The organism is Streptomyces sp. NPDC042638, assembly GCF_040647235.1.
GTDB lineage: Bacteria > Actinomycetota > Actinomycetes > Streptomycetales > Streptomycetaceae > Streptomyces > Streptomyces rameus.
In genome coordinates this window covers 21,149-36,454 of sequence record NZ_JBEZBT010000011.1, presented here as the reverse complement: position 1 = coordinate 36,454, position 15,306 = coordinate 21,149, and the positions used below count along the sequence as shown (strand labels likewise).

The following is a 15,306-nucleotide window of genomic DNA, read 5'->3' as shown; positions in this document are numbered from 1 at the left end:
CTCTGGTCCGGATCCGAGGTGCGGAACAGGCTGCGGTCCACCTCGCTACGCCGGTCGCTGCCTGTGCCCACACTGCCTCGCACTCACGCATTCGATCCCGGCGGCGGCCGGGGCTGCCCAGAGACGACGCTACGCCCGTGGGCGTACGGCTGCTCGTTCGGCCGCCCGGCGGTGCGGCGGGGTGGGCCGCAGCGGAGACGGTGCCGGCCGGTACCGGTGGGGCGCCTTCTGTGCCCGAGGACGAGTGACGACGGCCGGAGCACCGACAGGGGCGCTCCCTGACGCCGATGGCGTTCCGGGCGTCCGGTCTCGGGTCCGTCGGCAGTGGCAGGGTGCGCGCCGGAGTTCCGCGCAGCGGAGGCCCGGCTCACTCCCACAGCGGAGCCGGGCCCCTTCGTCCGGAGGACCGACGCCGCTTGCCGCGCACACCGCGATGCGGCACCGAGGCTCCCTTGCCGGATGCTCATCCGCGGAGGCTCGCCGATAATGTGAAAGATGATGCCAGGGACCCCCCGAGCCGGGGACGGGCCCGACGGCGACGAACCGGCCAGGGCGCATCTGCGGGTCGTCGTCGCGGACGACGACGTGCTGCTGCGGGAAGGACTGGCCAGCCTGCTGGAGCGTTCGGGCTGTGCGGTGGTGGGGCAGGCCGACGACGCGACGCGGCTGCTCGACGTGGTCCGGCAGGCGACACCGGAGCTGGTGGTGGTCGACATCCGGATGCCGCCGGGGCAGAGCACCGAGGGGCTGGAGGCGGCACGCACGATCCGGCAGGAGTTCCCCGCTGTGGGCATCCTGGTCCTGTCGGCGCATGCCGAGGTCGAGCACGCGATGGAGCTGCTGGCCAGTGGCCGCAGTGTGGGCTATCTGCTCAAGAGCCGGGTGCGTGACGTGCGGGAGTTCCTCGAGGCGCTGTGGCGGATCGCCAGGGGCGGGTCGGTGGTGGATCCGGCGCTGGTGCAGGAGCTGGTGTCCGCCCGCCGCAGGTCCGACCCCCTGGACGTGCTCAGTGCGCGGGAGCGCGAGGTGCTGGAGCTGATGGCCGAGGGCCGGTCGAACGCCGGTATCGGCCGACGGCTGTGGGTCACCGAGGGCACGGTGGAGAAACACGTGCGCAGCATCCTGGCCAAGCTGAACCTGCCGGAGACGGACGACGACCACCGCCGCGTACGGGCAGTGATCACCTTCCTGGAGGCTCGCTGACCGGACCCGGTCGGCGGTGGTCGCGCGTCCCCGCGAGAACCGTGCGGATCGCATCGCCCGACAGGGCCGTCTTGCTCAGGAAGCCCACCGCGGGGCTCGCTTCGATCAGGTCGGTGTAGTCCTCCTCGGCGTGGCTGGAGATCAGGATCACCGGGAGGGGTGCCGGGCCGGCCCCGCTCTGCAGCAGGCTGGCCAGGACGAGGCCGCACTCGCCACCGAGGTCGATGTCCACCAGCACCACGTCCGGCCTGAGCTGGCCGGCGAGCCGCAGCGCCTCGGTGCTGTCGAATGCCACGCCCACGACCGCGACGCCCTGGTGCTCGAGCAGGCAGCGAGCGACCCTCAGGAAGAACGGGTTGTCATCGACAACCAGGCAGCGCAGCATGCGTCCAGAATCCCAGGGCGGTACCAGGTCGGCATTCCCGCTAGCTGTACAGGCAGCCGTCCGTGTACCGCGCTCGTCGCCGCGGCACAGGGGGACGCCGACAGGGCCCGCACACCCGCGACGTCTCCTTCCCGACGACCCATCGGTTGGCCTGATATGTCACCCTGTGAATAGGTACGTCCATTCATGGTCGGTCAGGGAAGCGATGCGATGGCACGGCGCTGGATCCGCTCGTCGCCTCTGCGTTCGTCGCCCCAACGCTGGCCGAACCGCCTTCTCGCCAGCGTGATCCTGGTGGCCGGGTTGACCGGCCTCATCGCGCTTCTCAACCCGCGCCCCGGCTCGCTGCACCTTTCGGCCCTCTACCTGCTCGCCGTCATCGCCGTCGCGGTGGCGTGGGGCGCGCGGCTCGCGCTGGTCACGTCGGTGCTCTGCGTCGCGGTCTACGGCTACATGTTCGTGCCGCCGTACCGCTCACTGAGGGTCGGCAACTACGACGACCTCGTGGCCCTGGGTGTCTTCCTCCTCACCGCGGTGGTCGTGGGGCAGCTCGCGGCCCGGTTGCGGCGAGCGGTGCTGACGACGGAACGTCTGCTGGAGGAACAGGCCGCGCTGCGCCGGGTTGCGACACTGGTCGCCCAGTCCGTGCCGCCCTCCGCGGTCTTCGAGGCCGTCACACGGGAGATCGGCCTGCTCAGCGGGGCCGATGTGGCCCGGATGGAGCGATACGAGGCGGACGGCACCGTCGCCGGGCTCGCCGCCTGGAGCCGGAGCGGGCAATCGGACCCCCTCCCCGCCGGTACCCGGTTCGATCTGAACGGGCTCAGTGTCGCGCGCGACGTCCGGCACAGTGGCCGACCGGTCCGCATCGAGAGTTTCGATGGCGCCACGGGGGTGATCGCACAGGAGTCCCGCGCCATGGGCATCCACTCCACGGTCGGCTGCCCGGTCATCGTGGCCGGTCGGCTGTGGGGGGTGATCGCCGCCTCGACGAGGAATGACGAACCGTTCCCCGGTGACACGGAGACGCAGATCGCCCGCTTCACCGAGCTGGTCGCCACCGCCGTGGAGAACGCCGAGTCCCGTGCCGAGCTGTCCGCCTCACGCGCCCGCATCGTCAACGCCGCTGACGAGACGCGTCGGCGCATCGAACGCGACCTCCACGACGGCGTACAGCAACGGCTGGTCTCGCTGGTGCTTCTCCTGAGTTCGGCGCAGGACATGGTGCCGCCGGGGCTGGAAGAGCTCAGGGCGCGGCTCGTCGAAGTGAGCGACGGCCTGGCGGACGCCTCGGACGAGCTGCGCGAGATGGCCCGGGGGATCCATCCCTCCATCCTCACCACGGGCGGTCTCGTCTCGGCGCTCAAGGCGCTCTCCCGCCGCTGCCCCGTCCCGGTCGATCTCTCGGTGCGCACCACGGAGCAGCTGCCCAAGCAGGTCGAGGTCAGCGGGTACTACATCATCTCGGAGGCGCTGACCAACGTGGTCAAGCACGCGCGCGCCGCGGGCGTCACCGTCACGGTCGAGGGCGGCGCCGAGGCGCTGGTCCTGACCGTGCACGACGACGGTGTCGGCGGTGCCGACCTCAGCCGCGGCACAGGCCTCGTCGGTCTCAGGGACCGCGTGGAGGCGCTCGGCGGGCGGTTCCGTGTCGACAGCCCGCGCGCGGGAGGAACCACTCTGCGCGTCGAACTGCCCCTCCCGGACAGGGACCGTGCCGACAGCCGCCACCACGACGTGGCCCTCCCTCTCAACGGGCGTGGGAATATCGGCTGATGGGCAGCGGAGTGCCCTGCTATGGTGCGCCGATGCCGTCGATCAAGCAGTTCCAGGTCACCTTCGACTGCGCGGAGCCTGAGCGCGTCGCTCGTTTCTGGTGTGAGGTGCTTGGGTACGTCGTACCGCCGCCACCACAGGGGTTCGCCACCTGGGAAGACTACGACCGCTCGCAGCCGCCGGAGGATCGGGGCTCGTGGGCCGCCTGCATTGATCCCTCAGGGGTGGGACCGCGACTGTTCTTCCAGCGGGTGCCCGAGGGCAAGGTCGTCAAGAATCGGGTGCACCTCGACGTGCGGGTCGGCACCGGGCTCGTGGGCGAAGAGCGCCTCGCCGCACTGGAGGCGGAGTGCGCACGGCTGCTCCCTCTCGGTGCGGTACGCGTACAACTCCTCTACGACGGCAACGACGCGTGCATCGCGATGCAGGACATCGAGGGCAACGAGTTCTGCCTCGACTGAGCATCCTCCGAGACGGCGAGCCGCAGCCGGCGTCCAGTCCGCGCGCCGGCAGGCAACGGCCTCACTCCTGTGCAGACCCCCGGCCGGCCGGAAGGACGCAGGCCGGCGTGCCGCCGGGAAGGCGGTGGCGGTTGTGGGCGATGACGCGGTAGACGCCGAGGGCGGCCCAGCGCATCGGGGCCGGCTGCAGCGCCGCTCCCAGGACGGCCCACCCCCCACCCGCGCTCGACAACAGCCTGGCGACGGCTTGGGCACCCCCGTACACCGTTCCGTCAGGCGTGATCCACAGCGCCTCGTACTCCGCTCGCTCCCGGGAGACACCCAAGGCGTCCAGGTGCGCGCGCCGGCTGGACGTGATGTCGCAACGGGGTCTGATCCACTTCTGCGCGAGGGCCACCGAGGCCGCACAGAAGCCGCAGTCGCCGTCGTAGACCAGTACCGGTCGTCTCCGCATGACTTCATGGTGCCCCCGGGTCAGGTCGCCTGTCCGGCGGTCGAGAGCGAACGCCGACCGGACCGCGATCTGCCGTGGATCACGCCGATCGTCGCGCTGATCGAGTGATCGCGTCAGGCCATGTCCTCGTTGCGCCGGTCAGGTGCGAGTTCCGTGTGGTGTCGTTTCCCGGGTTGTGCCACCGCGACCGGGCGGTCCGTCGACCCGCCCGGAGTCCGCGCACCACCCATGGCGGGGGAGGGGAACGGAGACCACTCGATGGTGAGCTCAGCGGCCGGGCTGTTGTCGGCGGGGGGAGCCTGGACCCCTGACAACGCGTGGCTCCTGGTGGTGGTGGCCGTGTCCATCGCCATCGTCGTCCTGCTCATCAGCTGGCTGAAGATCCACGCGTTCCTGGCACTGACGGTGAGTTCACTGGCCGTCTCGCTCCTGGCGGGGCAGTCCGCCCAGAAAGCCGTCCTCTCCTTCACGACCGGGCTGGGCCGCATCACCGGTTCGGTGGGGGTACTCATCATCCTGGGTGCGGTTCTGGGCCGGATGCTGGCCGACTCCGGCGGTATCGAGCAGGTCGTCGCCACCTTGACCCGCGTGGTCCGGCCGGAACGGCTGCCCTGGGCGGTCACCCTGGTCGCGGCCCTTGTCGGTCTGCCGATGTTCTTCGAGGTCGGCTTCGTGATGCTCATGCCCCTGGTGCTGCAACTGGCGAAGCAGATGCCGTACCCGGTGCTGCGGGCGGGCATGCCGGTCGTGGCGGGTCTGGCCACGGTGCACGCACTGGTCCCCCCGCATCCCGGACCGCTGATCGCCATCCAGGCGGTTCACGCGTCGATCGGTCTCACCATGCTCTACGGGCTCCTCGTGGCCGTTCCCTGCGCCATCGTGACCGGCCCCCTGTTCAGCGCCTACATCTGGCCTCGTGTGCCGGCCCATGTCCCCGACTCCGCCATTGCCGCCTTCACCACCCGCTCGCACCACCGCGGCGACACAGCAGGCCCCGACTCCGCCACGGCACATACCGATGGGGCGGCCCCCCAGCGGATGCCGAGCCTTCGGGTCACACTCGGCACGATCCTGCTCCCCATCGTGCTGATGACGCTCAAGGCCGTCTTCGACAGCGTTTCCGTCTCCCACGGCACGCTGTACGCCGCCGTGGAGTTCCTGGGCACCCCGATGGTCGCGCTGCTGGTCACGGTGTTCGTGTCGCTGTTCACTTTCGGGTATGCCCTAGGACACAGCCGGCGCCACGTTCAGGCATCCCTGGCCAAGAGCTTCGCGCCCGTCGCGGGTGTCATGGTGATCGTCGCCGCCGGTGGGGGCTATTCGCAGGCCCTGCAGGACACCGGTGTGGATCGAGCTGTCACCCAGGCCGCAGGCCGTCTCCATGTCCCGCTGCTCCTCCTCGCCTGGCTGGTCGCCGCACTGATGCGGACCATCGTCGGTTCGGGCACCATCGCCACCATCACCGCGGCCGGTATCGTCGGTCCTCTTTCGCACGGCCTGGCGCCCGCTCAGGCATCGCTGCCGGCCCTCGCGCTGGGGTCGGGCGCGGCCTTCGCGGGCCATGTCAACGACGCGGCTTTCTGGATGGCCAAGGAGTATTTCGGTACGTCGGTCAGTGGCACGCTCCGTACCTGGACGGTGTCTCACACCCTGCTCTCCCTCACGTCCCTGGCCTGCCTTCTGCTGCTCAGCACCGTCGTGTGAGGCGCCTGAGCCGTCCGACGCGGGCAGGGCGGGCCGCACGCCTGACCGGCGACCCGCTGACGGAGGTCCCTCGGCCCGGGCTCAGGGCCGCGGACGCTGACGGCATGCTGTCCGGTTCTCCCGGCTCGCCGAGGTCATGACCCCCGGTGGCGCCGGAGCCTTGGGGTGAGGGGCGGTGGCCGGTGCCGGGTGCCGCAGGCCGTCGTACTGCGGGGGAGGCGGCGCGGACAGCCCATGGGCTCCGATGAGGGTGAGGAGTCTGTCGACGGCGGGGCTGCTGGCGCGGACGACGACGGACTTGTTCTGGCTGCGGGCGCGCTGTCGGAGGTCCAGCAGGACACCCAGACCGGCGCAGTCGCAGAAGGCGAGACCGTTCAGGTCCAGATCGAGACCGCCGGCCGAGTCGGCGAGCGCTTCGTGCAGCTCGGGCCGAAGCCGGTTGCCGGAGTCGAGATCGAGTTCACCGTGGATCTCCACGCGGGTCCGGCGTCCGTCCGACCCGTACGAGGCGGTCGCCACGCCGGGCAGCAGCGGCCGCCGGGCGACCGCGCGGGTTCCCGAGGGACCCGGCGTGATGAGGGGCTGGGCCCGGTGGGCAGGTTCATGCATGGCTCACTCCCTCATCGGTTTGGTGGGATCTGTCTCGTACATTCCCTTGAGACCCCCATGTACGTCAACCAATGCACGAATCGTAGTACGTGTTTTTGAGTGCGTGAACCTGGGGTCGCTAAACTGACGGGCATGGATGGAGTGCCCGAGCCCCACAACGGATGGACGTTCCTCACGAATCACGCCCGCGTGCTCGCAGTCATCGCGGACGATCAGAACGCGCGCATCCGAGACATCGCAGCACACTGCCGGCTCACCGAACGTGCCGTGCAGAAGATCATCGTCGACCTGGAACAGGACGGCTACCTCTCCCACACCCGGGAGGGGCGCGGCAACACCTACCGGATCGACCCGAGCAAGGTCCTGCGTCATCCCGCTGAAGCCGGACTGGGACTGACGGTGGCTTCGCTCCTGTCCCTGCTCGCCCAGGACGAGGCCCACCGCTCCGGTTCCGTCGGCCAGCCTGGTCAGCGGCCTGTGAACGCCTGACGTTCTCGGGGCTTCCCCCCGGTCGCCGGGGCATGCGGACGGGCGGGCCGGGACGGCCACAGGCGCGCACCGCCGGTCTGCCTGTGGTGCGCCCGGCTGTGGCCGTGGTCTTCCGCGGTGCGGTGTCCGACACGGCACAGCCGTGGAACCGGCTCGGCGCGCGTCCGGCCGGGCACGGCGCCGGCCCCGACGCGGTGTCCGTGGTGGTTTCCGTGGTCAGCACGGAAGCGGCCCGTACCCCGGCCGGAAGAGGATGCGATCACAGCGGTCGGGCCCGGCAGGGCCCAGCGGCCGATCGTGACGCCACGACCACAGGGGTGACCATGACCAGCACCGGCAGCAGCACGTACGAGGGATTCACGGCTGAGGAACGAGCCGCGATGAAGGACCACGCACAGGAGACGAGGAAGGCCGCGCGCCGCAGCTCGCGCGCGGACAAAGCGGCCCAGGCGGAGCGGGACGTGCTCGAGAAGATAGCCGAGATGGAGGACTCCGACCGGGTCATGGCCGAACGCGTCCACGCCGTCGTCACAGCCGGCGCCCCGGCCCTCGCGCCGAAGCTCTGGTACGGGATGCCCGCCTACGCGCTGGACGGCAAGGTCGTCTGCTTCTTCCAGAGCGCACAGAAGTTCACGTCGCGCTACGCCACGCTCGGTTTCAGCGACCGGGCGAAGCTCGACGAGGGCCCGATGTGGGCGGCCGGTTTCGCCCTGACCGAGGTGACGCCCGAGGCGGAGGAGCGCATCGCCGCGCTCGTGAGGCGGGCGGTGAGGTGAGGCGCGTTCCCGGTGGACGCCCGGCTGCCCGGGGCGGGAGGGGACTCGGATCCGTTCCGCCGACCCGTCAGCCCGCCCTGTCCGCCGTACGGGATGCCTCGTGCGGCGGCTGCACGGCGGCCACGGACGTGAGGCCGAGGCCGGCGAGTGCCGCCGTACCGTCGGCGGCGTGACCGTCCCCGGCGAACACCAGCGTCCGCGCCGACTGGTAGCGACAGCCCGCCGCGTCGAGTGCCGCCGCGGCGGCGAGCAGCCGCGCCCGGTCACTGTCCAGCAGTGCCTGCGCCCGCTCCAGCAGTGCGGTGGCGACCGGGTTGCCGGCGACCACACCCCGGGCGTCACGCACCCGGTCCCGAGCGTCCGGGTGCCCGGCGAGTACCGACGCCTCCGCCCGGAGTGCCGCATACCAGTGCAGCCAGACCCAGCAGACCCACTTCCACACCTGGTCCGGCTCCGGCGCCAGCCGCTCCAGGGCCGCGTCCGCGTCCCCGTGGTGGAGCAGGACCATGGCGTCGAACACCGCGCCGTAGCCATGCCGGTGGTCCAGGACCGGGCCCGCCCGGCCGGCGACCGCCAGCCACCTCTCCCGGGCCTCGTGGTCGTCGCGCAGGCCATGGATCATCGCGACCGACGCGGCGGCCGGGCCCAGCACGAACGAACGCTGCCGACCGCTGTGCTCCCACGCGTCGAGGAATCTCGCGCCGCGCGTCGCCGGCCACGAAGGCTCCACCGTCGTCGTCGGCCTCAACGGCCTGCGCCTGCTGCGCGAAACGGCCTGGCGAAGCCCCGTCCGGGGAGGCACCGCGTGAGGAAACGCTCCCGCCGTTCCGCCCCCGTCCCGACGGCCGGACCGGGCGCCGTACGGCCCACGGTCACCGTGTGCCGCGGGTGCTGCTGCGGAACTCCGAAGGTCCCCGGTCTCGACCACGCCGCCCAACTCCGCGACCTTCGCCAGGCCCTGGACGGCGCCGCCGACCTCCGGGTCACCGACTGCCTCGACGCCTGCGAGCGCGCCAACGTCATCGTCGTGCAACCCTCCGCGGCCACAGGTCTCCCCTCGATACGACGCTCCGACCGGGCCGTACGACTGGCCGGGCCGTGCGCACCGCCGGAGCGTGTCAGACGAGCCAACGGCCGTCGCACATCAGCTCGCGGTCGCGCAGCTCGTTCTCCTCGCGCCAGGCCTGGATGCGGCGCGGGGTGACGCGGAACCAGCGGTACGGGGTGGCAAGCGCGCGGGTCGAAGCCGGTGCGTGCGGCGAACCGGTCTCCCTGCTGTTGCCGCAGCGCGTCGATCTCGAGGACCTCGACGTCGCCCTCGATCACGGCGACGTCCCGGGTACGGCCCAGCGCCAGCCGGGTGGTCCGGGTGGCGGCCAGGTTGCGGCCGGTCGGGCTGCCGGCCGGGGTGGCGAGCAGCAGTGCCGTGCCGTCCCAGTCGAAGGACAGGGGCACCAGGTACGGTGCGCCGTCCGGCGAGGCGCTCGCCACCCACAGGTCGACGTCGTGGGTGAACCGGTGCTCGGTGTCGCGGCGGCGCTGGGCTCGGGGGCGGGGTCCGGCGCTCACCGGTCCTGCTGCAGGCCGACGATGTGCCTTTGCCGTCACCAGGTCGGAGACGGGGTGCTGTACGGTCCTGGTTCCCTGGGGGGTGGAGCCGGTCATGGTCGCTCCTGTGGTCGTGGGACGCTGGGCTCACAGGTTCTGTCCACCGGGGTGCGGTCCGCCTCCGTGCCGGCCACGGAAACCGACACGAGAGAGGCACTCCGGTCCCGGCGGCCGGCCGGCGGGCCTGTGCCTTGACTTCGGCGGTCTGCAGCGGTGTGAACGAGGCGGGACGGCCACAGTGTTGACGGCCTTTGAGGCCGGGCAGGGCCGCCTCGGCGCACCAGCCTCGTCGGGGGCGCACGGTGTCCGGGCGCAGCCCCGTCTCCCGCTCGGCGGCGCACATGCGTGACCGCGGCACCTTTGCCCACCCGGCGGCGAACTGCCCGGCGGCGACGTGAACAAACTGATGCGCCCTCTTCGCACTCAAGAGATTCCCGACGACCTGTCCGCGACGGGTGGGGTCAGGGACCGGGTCCAAACTGGCTTGTCCCGCGAAACCGGCTCGCCCTAAGGTGAGATCACTTCGATGAGACGCTCTCCCGGAAGTAGGCCGCAGCGCGGAAGCGTCCCACCTTGCGAGGTGCCGAAGGGGCGGCAGCAGTCCTTGTCGACCCTTCCCTTCGGAGGTCTCCTTCATGAACGTCGGTATCGGCCTGCCCATCGGCGACCCTGCCACACTGCTCACCTGGGCCCGGTGTGCCGAAGCCGGGCCCTTCAGCACGCTCGGCCTGCTCGACCGGCTCGTCTACCACAACCCGGAACCCCTCGTCGCCCTCGCCGTCATTGCCGGCGCGACCTCTCGCATCCGCGTCCAGACCGAGGTGTTGCTCGCCCCGTTGCGCGACACCGCCCTCCTGGCCAAGCAGGCCGCCACCCTGGATCGGATGACCGGCGGCCGTCTGGTCCTCGGCCTCGGCATCGGTGGCCGGGACGATGACCACCAGGCCACTGGAATCGACAAGCGCACCCGGGGCCGACGCCTGGATGGGCAGATGGAGGTGATGCGCCGCCTGTGGTCCGGCGAGCCGTACGGCGACGGCGTCGGCGCGATCGGCCCCGCACCCGCCCGGCCCGGCGGCCCCGAGGTGCTGTTCGGCGGCTTCCAGCCCGCCGCGCTCGAACGCGTCGCGCGCTGGGGCGACGGCTTCCTCGCCGCCGCGGCGCCCTCCTGGGCAGGTGACCTGTTCGAGACCGTCCGCACGTTCTGGCAGGAGTACGGCCGCGACGGCGAACCGCGCATCGTCGCGCAGGTCAACGTCGCGCTCGGCCCTCAAGACGTGATCGACGACGCCCGGGCCAGCATGCACTCGTACTACAGCTTCACCGGCATGGCCGACCGGATGGTGGCCGGACTGCTCACCACGCCGACCGGGATCCGCGATGCGATCGCCGGCTTCGCCGACCTCGGCGCCGACGAGGTCATGCTCTACTGCTACGGCCTCGACCCGAACCAGGTGGACCGCCTCGCCGACCTCCTGTGACGGACCTGCCGAGTTGAAGCCGACCACCAGGGGCTGTCATCCAGTGCTGCATCAACTACCGGCCGCTTTCTGGACCGTTCCGTACGTGGGCTCCCGGTTTCCGGGGTCGTCGGAGGTGGCTGACCTTCCCGGCCTGGAACGGGGTGCGAACTGCCAGCTGTTCGCCTACGAGGTGCTTCGGCACTTCGGCCTGGCTGTGCCTGCCCTGCGTTCGAGTGAACTATGGGCCGATACGCAGTCCACGGCTCGTGTACCGGTGGCCCAGCCGCTCGATCTGATGCTGTTCAACGCCACCGACGACGCTTATGGCGCCCACGTGGGAGTCATGGTGGGCGAGGGACGAGTGCTGCATCTGTGTGCGGAGGCAGGGCGCCCGGCAGTCTGGGGGATGACAGAGTTCGCGACACGGCGGCGCTACCGGGTTCTGATCGGCATCAAGCGTGTGCTCGGCACGGCGCAGGACACCGTCGGCTGTCCGTGACTGCGCCCGCTTGGAGCACGCCTTCGCCGGATGCCACCCGGGACAGCACTCTTCCGGGTGTAGTTGCGGTAGAAGTGCATGCATCGGCTCTCAAGAAAACCTGTCATGGCAACAGTAGACATTGGCCCATCGCCGGGCTACTGTTCTCGCGTAGCCAGGAAGTCGAAGTGGGCGCGGCAGACACGAACTGCCGCGCGAGCAGGTGGAGAAGGACACGGCCCGAGGGGTCGTGTCGCAGTTCCCGCAGTATCCAGCAGTACAGCCGAGTAGCCGAAAGTAAGGAGCCGAACGCCATCAGGATCGCCCGGGCGAGGAAGCACTCCGCTCGGGTACCGCAGGCCCCGGATTGGAAGGTGGTCCCCGGTCACGCATCCGCGATCCCCGCAGCCCCGCCCTCCCAGGCGGTACCTGCGGAACAAGAAGGCCGGCGCAGTCTGCCGGTAGATGGTGTTGAAAGCTCAGGGCCCGGGTGCCGGAAAGGCACCCGGGCCCTCCGACGCGTCAGGGTTCTCCCGGCGCTTGCGCTCGCGTGCGCCCCTGGTACGGGGAACGCGGCGGGCTTCGGTCCCATCCCTCCAGGCGGTTTGCCCTGGGGACGGGCAGAGAGGCGACGCGCCACCCCTTAGCTTGCTTGCAGTAGCCGTATGGCTGCGGTGAGTGAAAGGAGAGTGGAGTGCTCCGCAATTCCGCGGGCCGACTGACCGTGCTTGCCTCGACGGTCCTGATGCTGGTCGGCGTAGTGAGCGCCGGCGCGGCTCAGGCGCAGGCGCCCGGCGGCCCCATCACCTACTCGATCGATTTCTCCAACCCCCGGGAGAGCGACGACAACAACCTGCCCGAACCCTACGGCGAAGTCGTCGTGAGGGCGCCGTGGGGCCAGCAGACCGCCCTGTGGGAACACCCGGACCGGGACATCAACACCCCCACACTGCCCCGGTATCCCCTGTACGGCGGCGCCGAACACCGGTACGTCCCGCACCCCGTCACCGAGGTCTGCGCCTTCGTGGGAGAGGACGACACCGGCATCAACGAAGACGACGTCCTCGCCGACGGCTGCGTGCCCTACACCGGCCCCGGCCGGTACACCATCAGTGCCGAAGGCGGATCCGTGACCATCACGGTCTACGACTTCGGCTGACCCGGGTGGTCCCGGGAGCCGTTCTCCCGGGACTACCAGCCCGCCCGGTTCGACCGCCTCCGTCGGCGAAGGACGACGGACCGGTCACAGCGCCTTCAGCCTGATCGCGCACGGCCAGCTCGTCGTGGAAGTGCGCCACCGATGTCTCGGGCACAGCCCGAGGTGATCGCGCGGGATCGCGCCGACGCGCTGGTCGCTCCCGTGACGGATGCGGGCCTCCCTACCGCAGACTTGACGGGCGTTCGGATACGTCACCGCAGCGCGTCGCTGCTCGACCGGCCGCGACCGCATTGCGGAGGGGGAAGGCGATGAGCGACGCGACCGCGACGAGGAGTCCGCTGGCCCAGAGGGGTCCGAGGTCACCGGCTTCGGTGTTCAGGCTGGTCGCGGCGATGAGTGGTCCGACGGCCGCGCCGACGTTGAGTGCCGCGGTCGCGTAGGAGCCCGCCATGGTGGGGGCTTTTCCGGCCTCGTAGAGGACCCGGGTGATCAGGGTGCTGCCCAGCGCGAACGACAGCGCGCCCTGGACGAAGACGAGGGCGAGCAGAGCGACCGGCTGGTCGGCCAGCAGGGCAAGGGCCGGCCAGCCGATGAGCAGGAGCGGACCGCCGACCGCGAGGACCGGTCCGGGGTGCTGGTCGGACAGCCGTCCGGCGACGGTGACCCCGGCGAAGGAGCCGATGCCGAAGAGCACGAGGACGACCGAAATCCACAGCTCGCCAAGCCCCGCTGTGTCGGTCACGACGGGGGCGAGGAAGGTGAAGCCGGCGAAGGTCGCCGCGTTGACCAGCGCGCCGAGCAGCATGACCAGGAGCAACCGCGGACTTCTGAGCTGTGCGAGTTCCGCTCGCAGGGTCGGCCCGTCAGCCCCTTCCTTCGGTACGCGACGCGCCGGGATTCCGGTGAGGACACCGAGGGCTGCGGGCAGGCAGAGAGCCGCGACCGCCCAGAACGTGGCCCGCCAGCCGAGCAGTGTGCCGAGCACCGAGCCTCCGGGGACACCGGCGATCGTGGCCACCGTGGTGCCGGACAACAACAGGGTGAGCGCACGCCCCTTGCGGTCGGCGGGGACCAGCGCGGCGGCACTCGTCAGAGCGACCGCGAGGAACCCCGCGTTCGCGGCTGCCGCGACCACCCGCGTCGCGAACAGGACCCAGAAGGTCGAGGTGGCAGCGCCGACGGCATGGGCTGCCGAGAACGCGAGGACGCATCCGACAAGGCCGGACCGGGCCGGCCGGCTGCGGGCGAGTACCGCCATCAGCGGGGCGCCGACGGTCATCCCGAGCGCGAAGGCCGGGGTGAGCATGCCCGCCGTTCCGACGGTGACGTCGAGGTCCGAGGCGATGTCCGGCAGGAGGCCGGCGAGCATGAACTCCGAGGTGCCCATGGCGAAGACCGCCAAGGCAAGCAGATACAGGGGGAGAGGCATCGAATGGCTCCGGGGCGGGGAGAGGCGCGAGAAGGTCATCTCGTCACCGCGGTCAGCACCCCGGGGCGCCCTCGTCCGGCCACGGATTGCGGCGGGACGGCAGGACGGTGAACTCAGCGGTTCAGGGGGCTGACGGCGTGACCGAAAGCCCCCGCCCTGTCCGACTCAGGACTCGACATGGCTCGCACGCTACCTGACCGCCGCCTGCCGGAGCACCTCCATTCCGGAGGCGGCCTGTGCCACCGACGTCACGTCACGTTGTCACCGGTCCGTGCCGAGCCAGGGCAGTTGTCACCACCCGATCTCGCGGGCGTTCGCCGACGTCCTGGAGGGGCTTGGGTCGCCGAGCACCACCACGGTGCCTCCTTCACGGCAACTCGCGGGTGGGCGTGGCCTGGAGGTGACGACAACCGTGCTTCGGCTCACCGAGGCAGAGCGAGGGCGGCCACGACCTGCTTCCCGCGCTCCAGGCGGACGGTGTGGAACTGGTCGCAGATGCGGGTGATCAGGTGCAGGCCGTGTCCGCCGATGCGGTGCGGATCCGGGACGAGCAGCCGCGGTCCCTGCGAAGAGCTGTCGCGGACGGTGATCCGCAGGTGTGCGGGGTCGGCGATCAGCTCCAGCAGGATTCCTCCGGGACCCGGCGCGTGGCGCAGGGCGTTGGTGACGAGTTCGCTGACGACGATCTGGGCGTCCTGGCTGACCGTGTGCCCGGGCGGGTGCCCTGCGCGGGCGAGCAGAGCACGCACCGCGTGGCGCGCGTCGGCGATGGATGTGCCCTCGGCATCCCAGACAGCGCCGTAGCGCAAAGTGGCCGCCGGGTGGTGTTCATCCGTCGCCTGCTTCCTAAGCGGGATGACCATGGTGATTCCTGTGTAGTTGGAACGTTCGATTACTGATCGTTTCGGTTGTCGCAGTCTCCGCTTACCCTGTGTGCCCACAGTCATGGGGGGAGGGGCGCGGTGTCACGGCGCCGTCGGCATGGGTGATCGTGAAGTGTTCCAGGGTGCCGCTGACGGCCAGGAGTCTGCTGACCGCCGAGTGGAACGGGCCGAGGAGGAGGAGTTCGCGGCCGTCGACGGCGTGGCGCCGCCGGGCCTCGAGGAGAGCGTTGAGGAGCATGCTGTCGGCGAAGGTGACCTGGGACAGGTCTACGGCCGTAGTGGGCAGCCCCGCCAGATCGGCGGCCTGCCAGGCGGCTTCGACGTCTTCGGCGTCCTCATGGTCCATTTCTCCGCGCATGATGATGTGAAGAGCTCGGGCGTGGCGTGTGATGTGAACTTTCGTCTCAGGCATCGCAGGCCTTAGTCAC

The 15,306-nt window shown here is 70.6% G+C and carries 16 protein-coding genes and 2 pseudogenes; 10 read left to right on the top strand and 8 right to left on the bottom strand.

The window, feature by feature from the left end; all coding sequences use genetic code 11:
- Window positions 1-498: 498 nt before the first annotated feature.
- Complete coding sequence (locus tag AB0B40_RS12045; protein WP_345046603.1) at window positions 499-1,203, top strand: response regulator transcription factor; 705 nt, start codon at window positions 499-501, stop codon at window positions 1,201-1,203.
- On the opposite strand, the gene AB0B40_RS12040 is transcribed toward AB0B40_RS12045, so the two are convergent.
- Window positions 1,181-1,588 carry a response regulator transcription factor gene (locus tag AB0B40_RS12040; RefSeq protein ID WP_362263837.1) on the bottom strand — a complete coding sequence of 136 codons (408 nt, stop codon included), beginning with the start codon at window positions 1,586-1,588 and terminating at the stop codon, window positions 1,181-1,183. The two genes, AB0B40_RS12045 and AB0B40_RS12040, sit on opposite strands and share 23 nt — an antisense overlap.
- Window positions 1,589-1,774: 186 nt before the next feature.
- Between AB0B40_RS12040 and AB0B40_RS12035 the strand changes: the two genes are divergently transcribed.
- Window positions 1,775-3,364, top strand: a complete 1,590-nt coding sequence (locus AB0B40_RS12035) for a DUF4118 domain-containing protein (RefSeq protein ID WP_362263836.1) — start codon at window positions 1,775-1,777, stop codon at window positions 3,362-3,364.
- 32 nt (window positions 3,365-3,396) lie between these two features.
- Complete coding sequence (locus tag AB0B40_RS12030) at window positions 3,397-3,825, top strand: VOC family protein (protein WP_362263835.1); 429 nt, start codon at window positions 3,397-3,399, stop codon at window positions 3,823-3,825.
- A 61-nt stretch (window positions 3,826-3,886) separates the two neighbouring features.
- On the opposite strand, the gene AB0B40_RS12025 is transcribed toward AB0B40_RS12030, so the two are convergent.
- Window positions 3,887-4,279, bottom strand: a complete 393-nt coding sequence (locus AB0B40_RS12025) for a DUF393 domain-containing protein (RefSeq protein WP_362263834.1) — start codon at window positions 4,277-4,279, stop codon at window positions 3,887-3,889.
- Between the two features lie 258 nt (window positions 4,280-4,537).
- Between AB0B40_RS12025 and AB0B40_RS12020 the strand changes: the two genes are divergently transcribed.
- On the top strand, window positions 4,538-5,983 hold the full coding sequence (locus AB0B40_RS12020; protein ID WP_362263833.1) for a gluconate:H+ symporter: 1,446 nt from the start codon (window positions 4,538-4,540) through the stop codon (window positions 5,981-5,983).
- Between the two features lie 81 nt (window positions 5,984-6,064).
- Here the strand turns inward: AB0B40_RS12020 and AB0B40_RS12015 are convergent, their stop codons facing one another.
- Window positions 6,065-6,592, bottom strand: a complete 528-nt coding sequence (locus tag AB0B40_RS12015; protein ID WP_362263832.1) for an STAS domain-containing protein — start codon at window positions 6,590-6,592, stop codon at window positions 6,065-6,067.
- 132 nt (window positions 6,593-6,724) lie between these two features.
- On the opposite strand from AB0B40_RS12015, the gene AB0B40_RS12010 reads away from it, so the two are divergent.
- Both AB0B40_RS12010 and AB0B40_RS12005 read left to right on the top strand, forming a co-directional pair.
- Entirely contained in the window at window positions 6,725-7,081 is a 357-nt protein-coding gene (locus AB0B40_RS12010) for a helix-turn-helix domain-containing protein (protein ID WP_345046379.1), read from the top strand.
- 323 nt (window positions 7,082-7,404) lie between these two features.
- A complete protein-coding gene (locus AB0B40_RS12005) occupies window positions 7,405-7,857 on the top strand; it encodes a DUF1801 domain-containing protein (RefSeq protein ID WP_362263831.1) in 453 nt (150 codons plus the stop codon).
- 67 nt (window positions 7,858-7,924) lie between these two features.
- On the opposite strand, the gene AB0B40_RS12000 is transcribed toward AB0B40_RS12005, so the two are convergent.
- Window positions 7,925-8,509 carry a hypothetical protein gene (locus AB0B40_RS12000; protein ID WP_362263830.1) on the bottom strand — a complete coding sequence of 195 codons (585 nt, stop codon included), beginning with the start codon at window positions 8,507-8,509 and terminating at the stop codon, window positions 7,925-7,927.
- 153 nt (window positions 8,510-8,662) lie between these two features.
- Between AB0B40_RS12000 and AB0B40_RS11995 the strand changes: the two are divergent.
- Window positions 8,663-8,899: pseudogene (locus AB0B40_RS11995) on the top strand ((2Fe-2S) ferredoxin domain-containing protein); the annotation flags it as partial.
- A 76-nt stretch (window positions 8,900-8,975) separates the two neighbouring features.
- Here the strand turns inward: AB0B40_RS11995 and AB0B40_RS11990 are convergent.
- Window positions 8,976-9,426, bottom strand: a pseudogene (locus AB0B40_RS11990) (pyridoxamine 5'-phosphate oxidase family protein).
- Between the two features lie 674 nt (window positions 9,427-10,100).
- Here AB0B40_RS11990 and AB0B40_RS11985 point away from each other — a divergent pair.
- The 3 genes from AB0B40_RS11985 to AB0B40_RS11975 all read left to right on the top strand — a co-directional run bounded on the left by AB0B40_RS11985 (window position 10,101) and on the right by AB0B40_RS11975 (window position 12,565).
- A complete protein-coding gene (locus AB0B40_RS11985; RefSeq protein ID WP_362263829.1) occupies window positions 10,101-10,946 on the top strand; it encodes an LLM class flavin-dependent oxidoreductase in 846 nt (281 codons plus the stop codon).
- Between the two features lie 115 nt (window positions 10,947-11,061).
- Entirely contained in the window at window positions 11,062-11,427 is a 366-nt protein-coding gene (locus AB0B40_RS11980) for a hydrolase (RefSeq protein ID WP_345046374.1), read from the top strand.
- A gap of 673 nt (window positions 11,428-12,100) precedes the next feature.
- A complete protein-coding gene (locus AB0B40_RS11975; protein WP_345046372.1) occupies window positions 12,101-12,565 on the top strand; it encodes a hypothetical protein in 465 nt (154 codons plus the stop codon).
- Window positions 12,566-12,785: 220 nt separating this feature from the next.
- Here the strand turns inward: AB0B40_RS11975 and AB0B40_RS11970 are convergent, their stop codons facing one another.
- The 3 genes from AB0B40_RS11970 to AB0B40_RS11960 form a co-directional block, all read right to left on the bottom strand.
- Window positions 12,786-13,994 (bottom strand): Cmx/CmrA family chloramphenicol efflux MFS transporter, encoded by a 1,209-nt coding sequence (locus AB0B40_RS11970; RefSeq protein ID WP_362263828.1) that lies wholly within the window; start codon window positions 13,992-13,994, stop codon window positions 12,786-12,788.
- Window positions 13,995-14,416: 422 nt separating this feature from the next.
- Window positions 14,417-14,857, bottom strand: a complete 441-nt coding sequence (locus tag AB0B40_RS11965) for an ATP-binding protein (RefSeq protein ID WP_345046369.1) — start codon at window positions 14,855-14,857, stop codon at window positions 14,417-14,419.
- 61 nt (window positions 14,858-14,918) lie between these two features.
- Window positions 14,919-15,290: an STAS domain-containing protein gene (locus tag AB0B40_RS11960; protein ID WP_362263827.1), complete on the bottom strand. Its 372-nt coding sequence runs from the start codon at window positions 15,288-15,290 to the stop codon at window positions 14,919-14,921.
- Window positions 15,291-15,306: the final 16 nt, after the last annotated feature.

Bases quoted from the DNA above. Each gene is read 5' to 3' on its own strand.
- AB0B40_RS12045 (WP_345046603.1), top strand. From the start codon at position 499: ATGCCAGGGACCCCCCGAGCCGGGGACGGGCCCGACGGCGACGAACCG.
- AB0B40_RS12040 (WP_362263837.1), bottom strand. From the start codon at position 1,588: ATGCTGCGCTGCCTGGTTGTCGATGACAACCCGTTCTTCCTGAGGGTC.
- AB0B40_RS12035 (WP_362263836.1), top strand. From the start codon at position 1,775: ATGGTCGGTCAGGGAAGCGATGCGATGGCACGGCGCTGGATCCGCTCG.
- AB0B40_RS12030 (WP_362263835.1), top strand. From the start codon at position 3,397: ATGCCGTCGATCAAGCAGTTCCAGGTCACCTTCGACTGCGCGGAGCCT.
- AB0B40_RS12025 (WP_362263834.1), bottom strand. From the start codon at position 4,279: ATGCGGAGACGACCGGTACTGGTCTACGACGGCGACTGCGGCTTCTGT.
- AB0B40_RS12020 (WP_362263833.1), top strand. From the start codon at position 4,538: ATGGTGAGCTCAGCGGCCGGGCTGTTGTCGGCGGGGGGAGCCTGGACC.
- AB0B40_RS12015 (WP_362263832.1), bottom strand. From the start codon at position 6,592: ATGCATGAACCTGCCCACCGGGCCCAGCCCCTCATCACGCCGGGTCCC.
- AB0B40_RS12010 (WP_345046379.1), top strand. From the start codon at position 6,725: ATGGATGGAGTGCCCGAGCCCCACAACGGATGGACGTTCCTCACGAAT.
- AB0B40_RS12005 (WP_362263831.1), top strand. From the start codon at position 7,405: ATGACCAGCACCGGCAGCAGCACGTACGAGGGATTCACGGCTGAGGAA.
- AB0B40_RS11985 (WP_362263829.1), top strand. From the start codon at position 10,101: ATGAACGTCGGTATCGGCCTGCCCATCGGCGACCCTGCCACACTGCTC.
- AB0B40_RS11970 (WP_362263828.1), bottom strand. From the start codon at position 13,994: ATGCCTCTCCCCCTGTATCTGCTTGCCTTGGCGGTCTTCGCCATGGGC.
- AB0B40_RS11965 (WP_345046369.1), bottom strand. From the start codon at position 14,857: ATGGTCATCCCGCTTAGGAAGCAGGCGACGGATGAACACCACCCGGCG.
- AB0B40_RS11960 (WP_362263827.1), bottom strand. From the start codon at position 15,290: ATGCCTGAGACGAAAGTTCACATCACACGCCACGCCCGAGCTCTTCAC.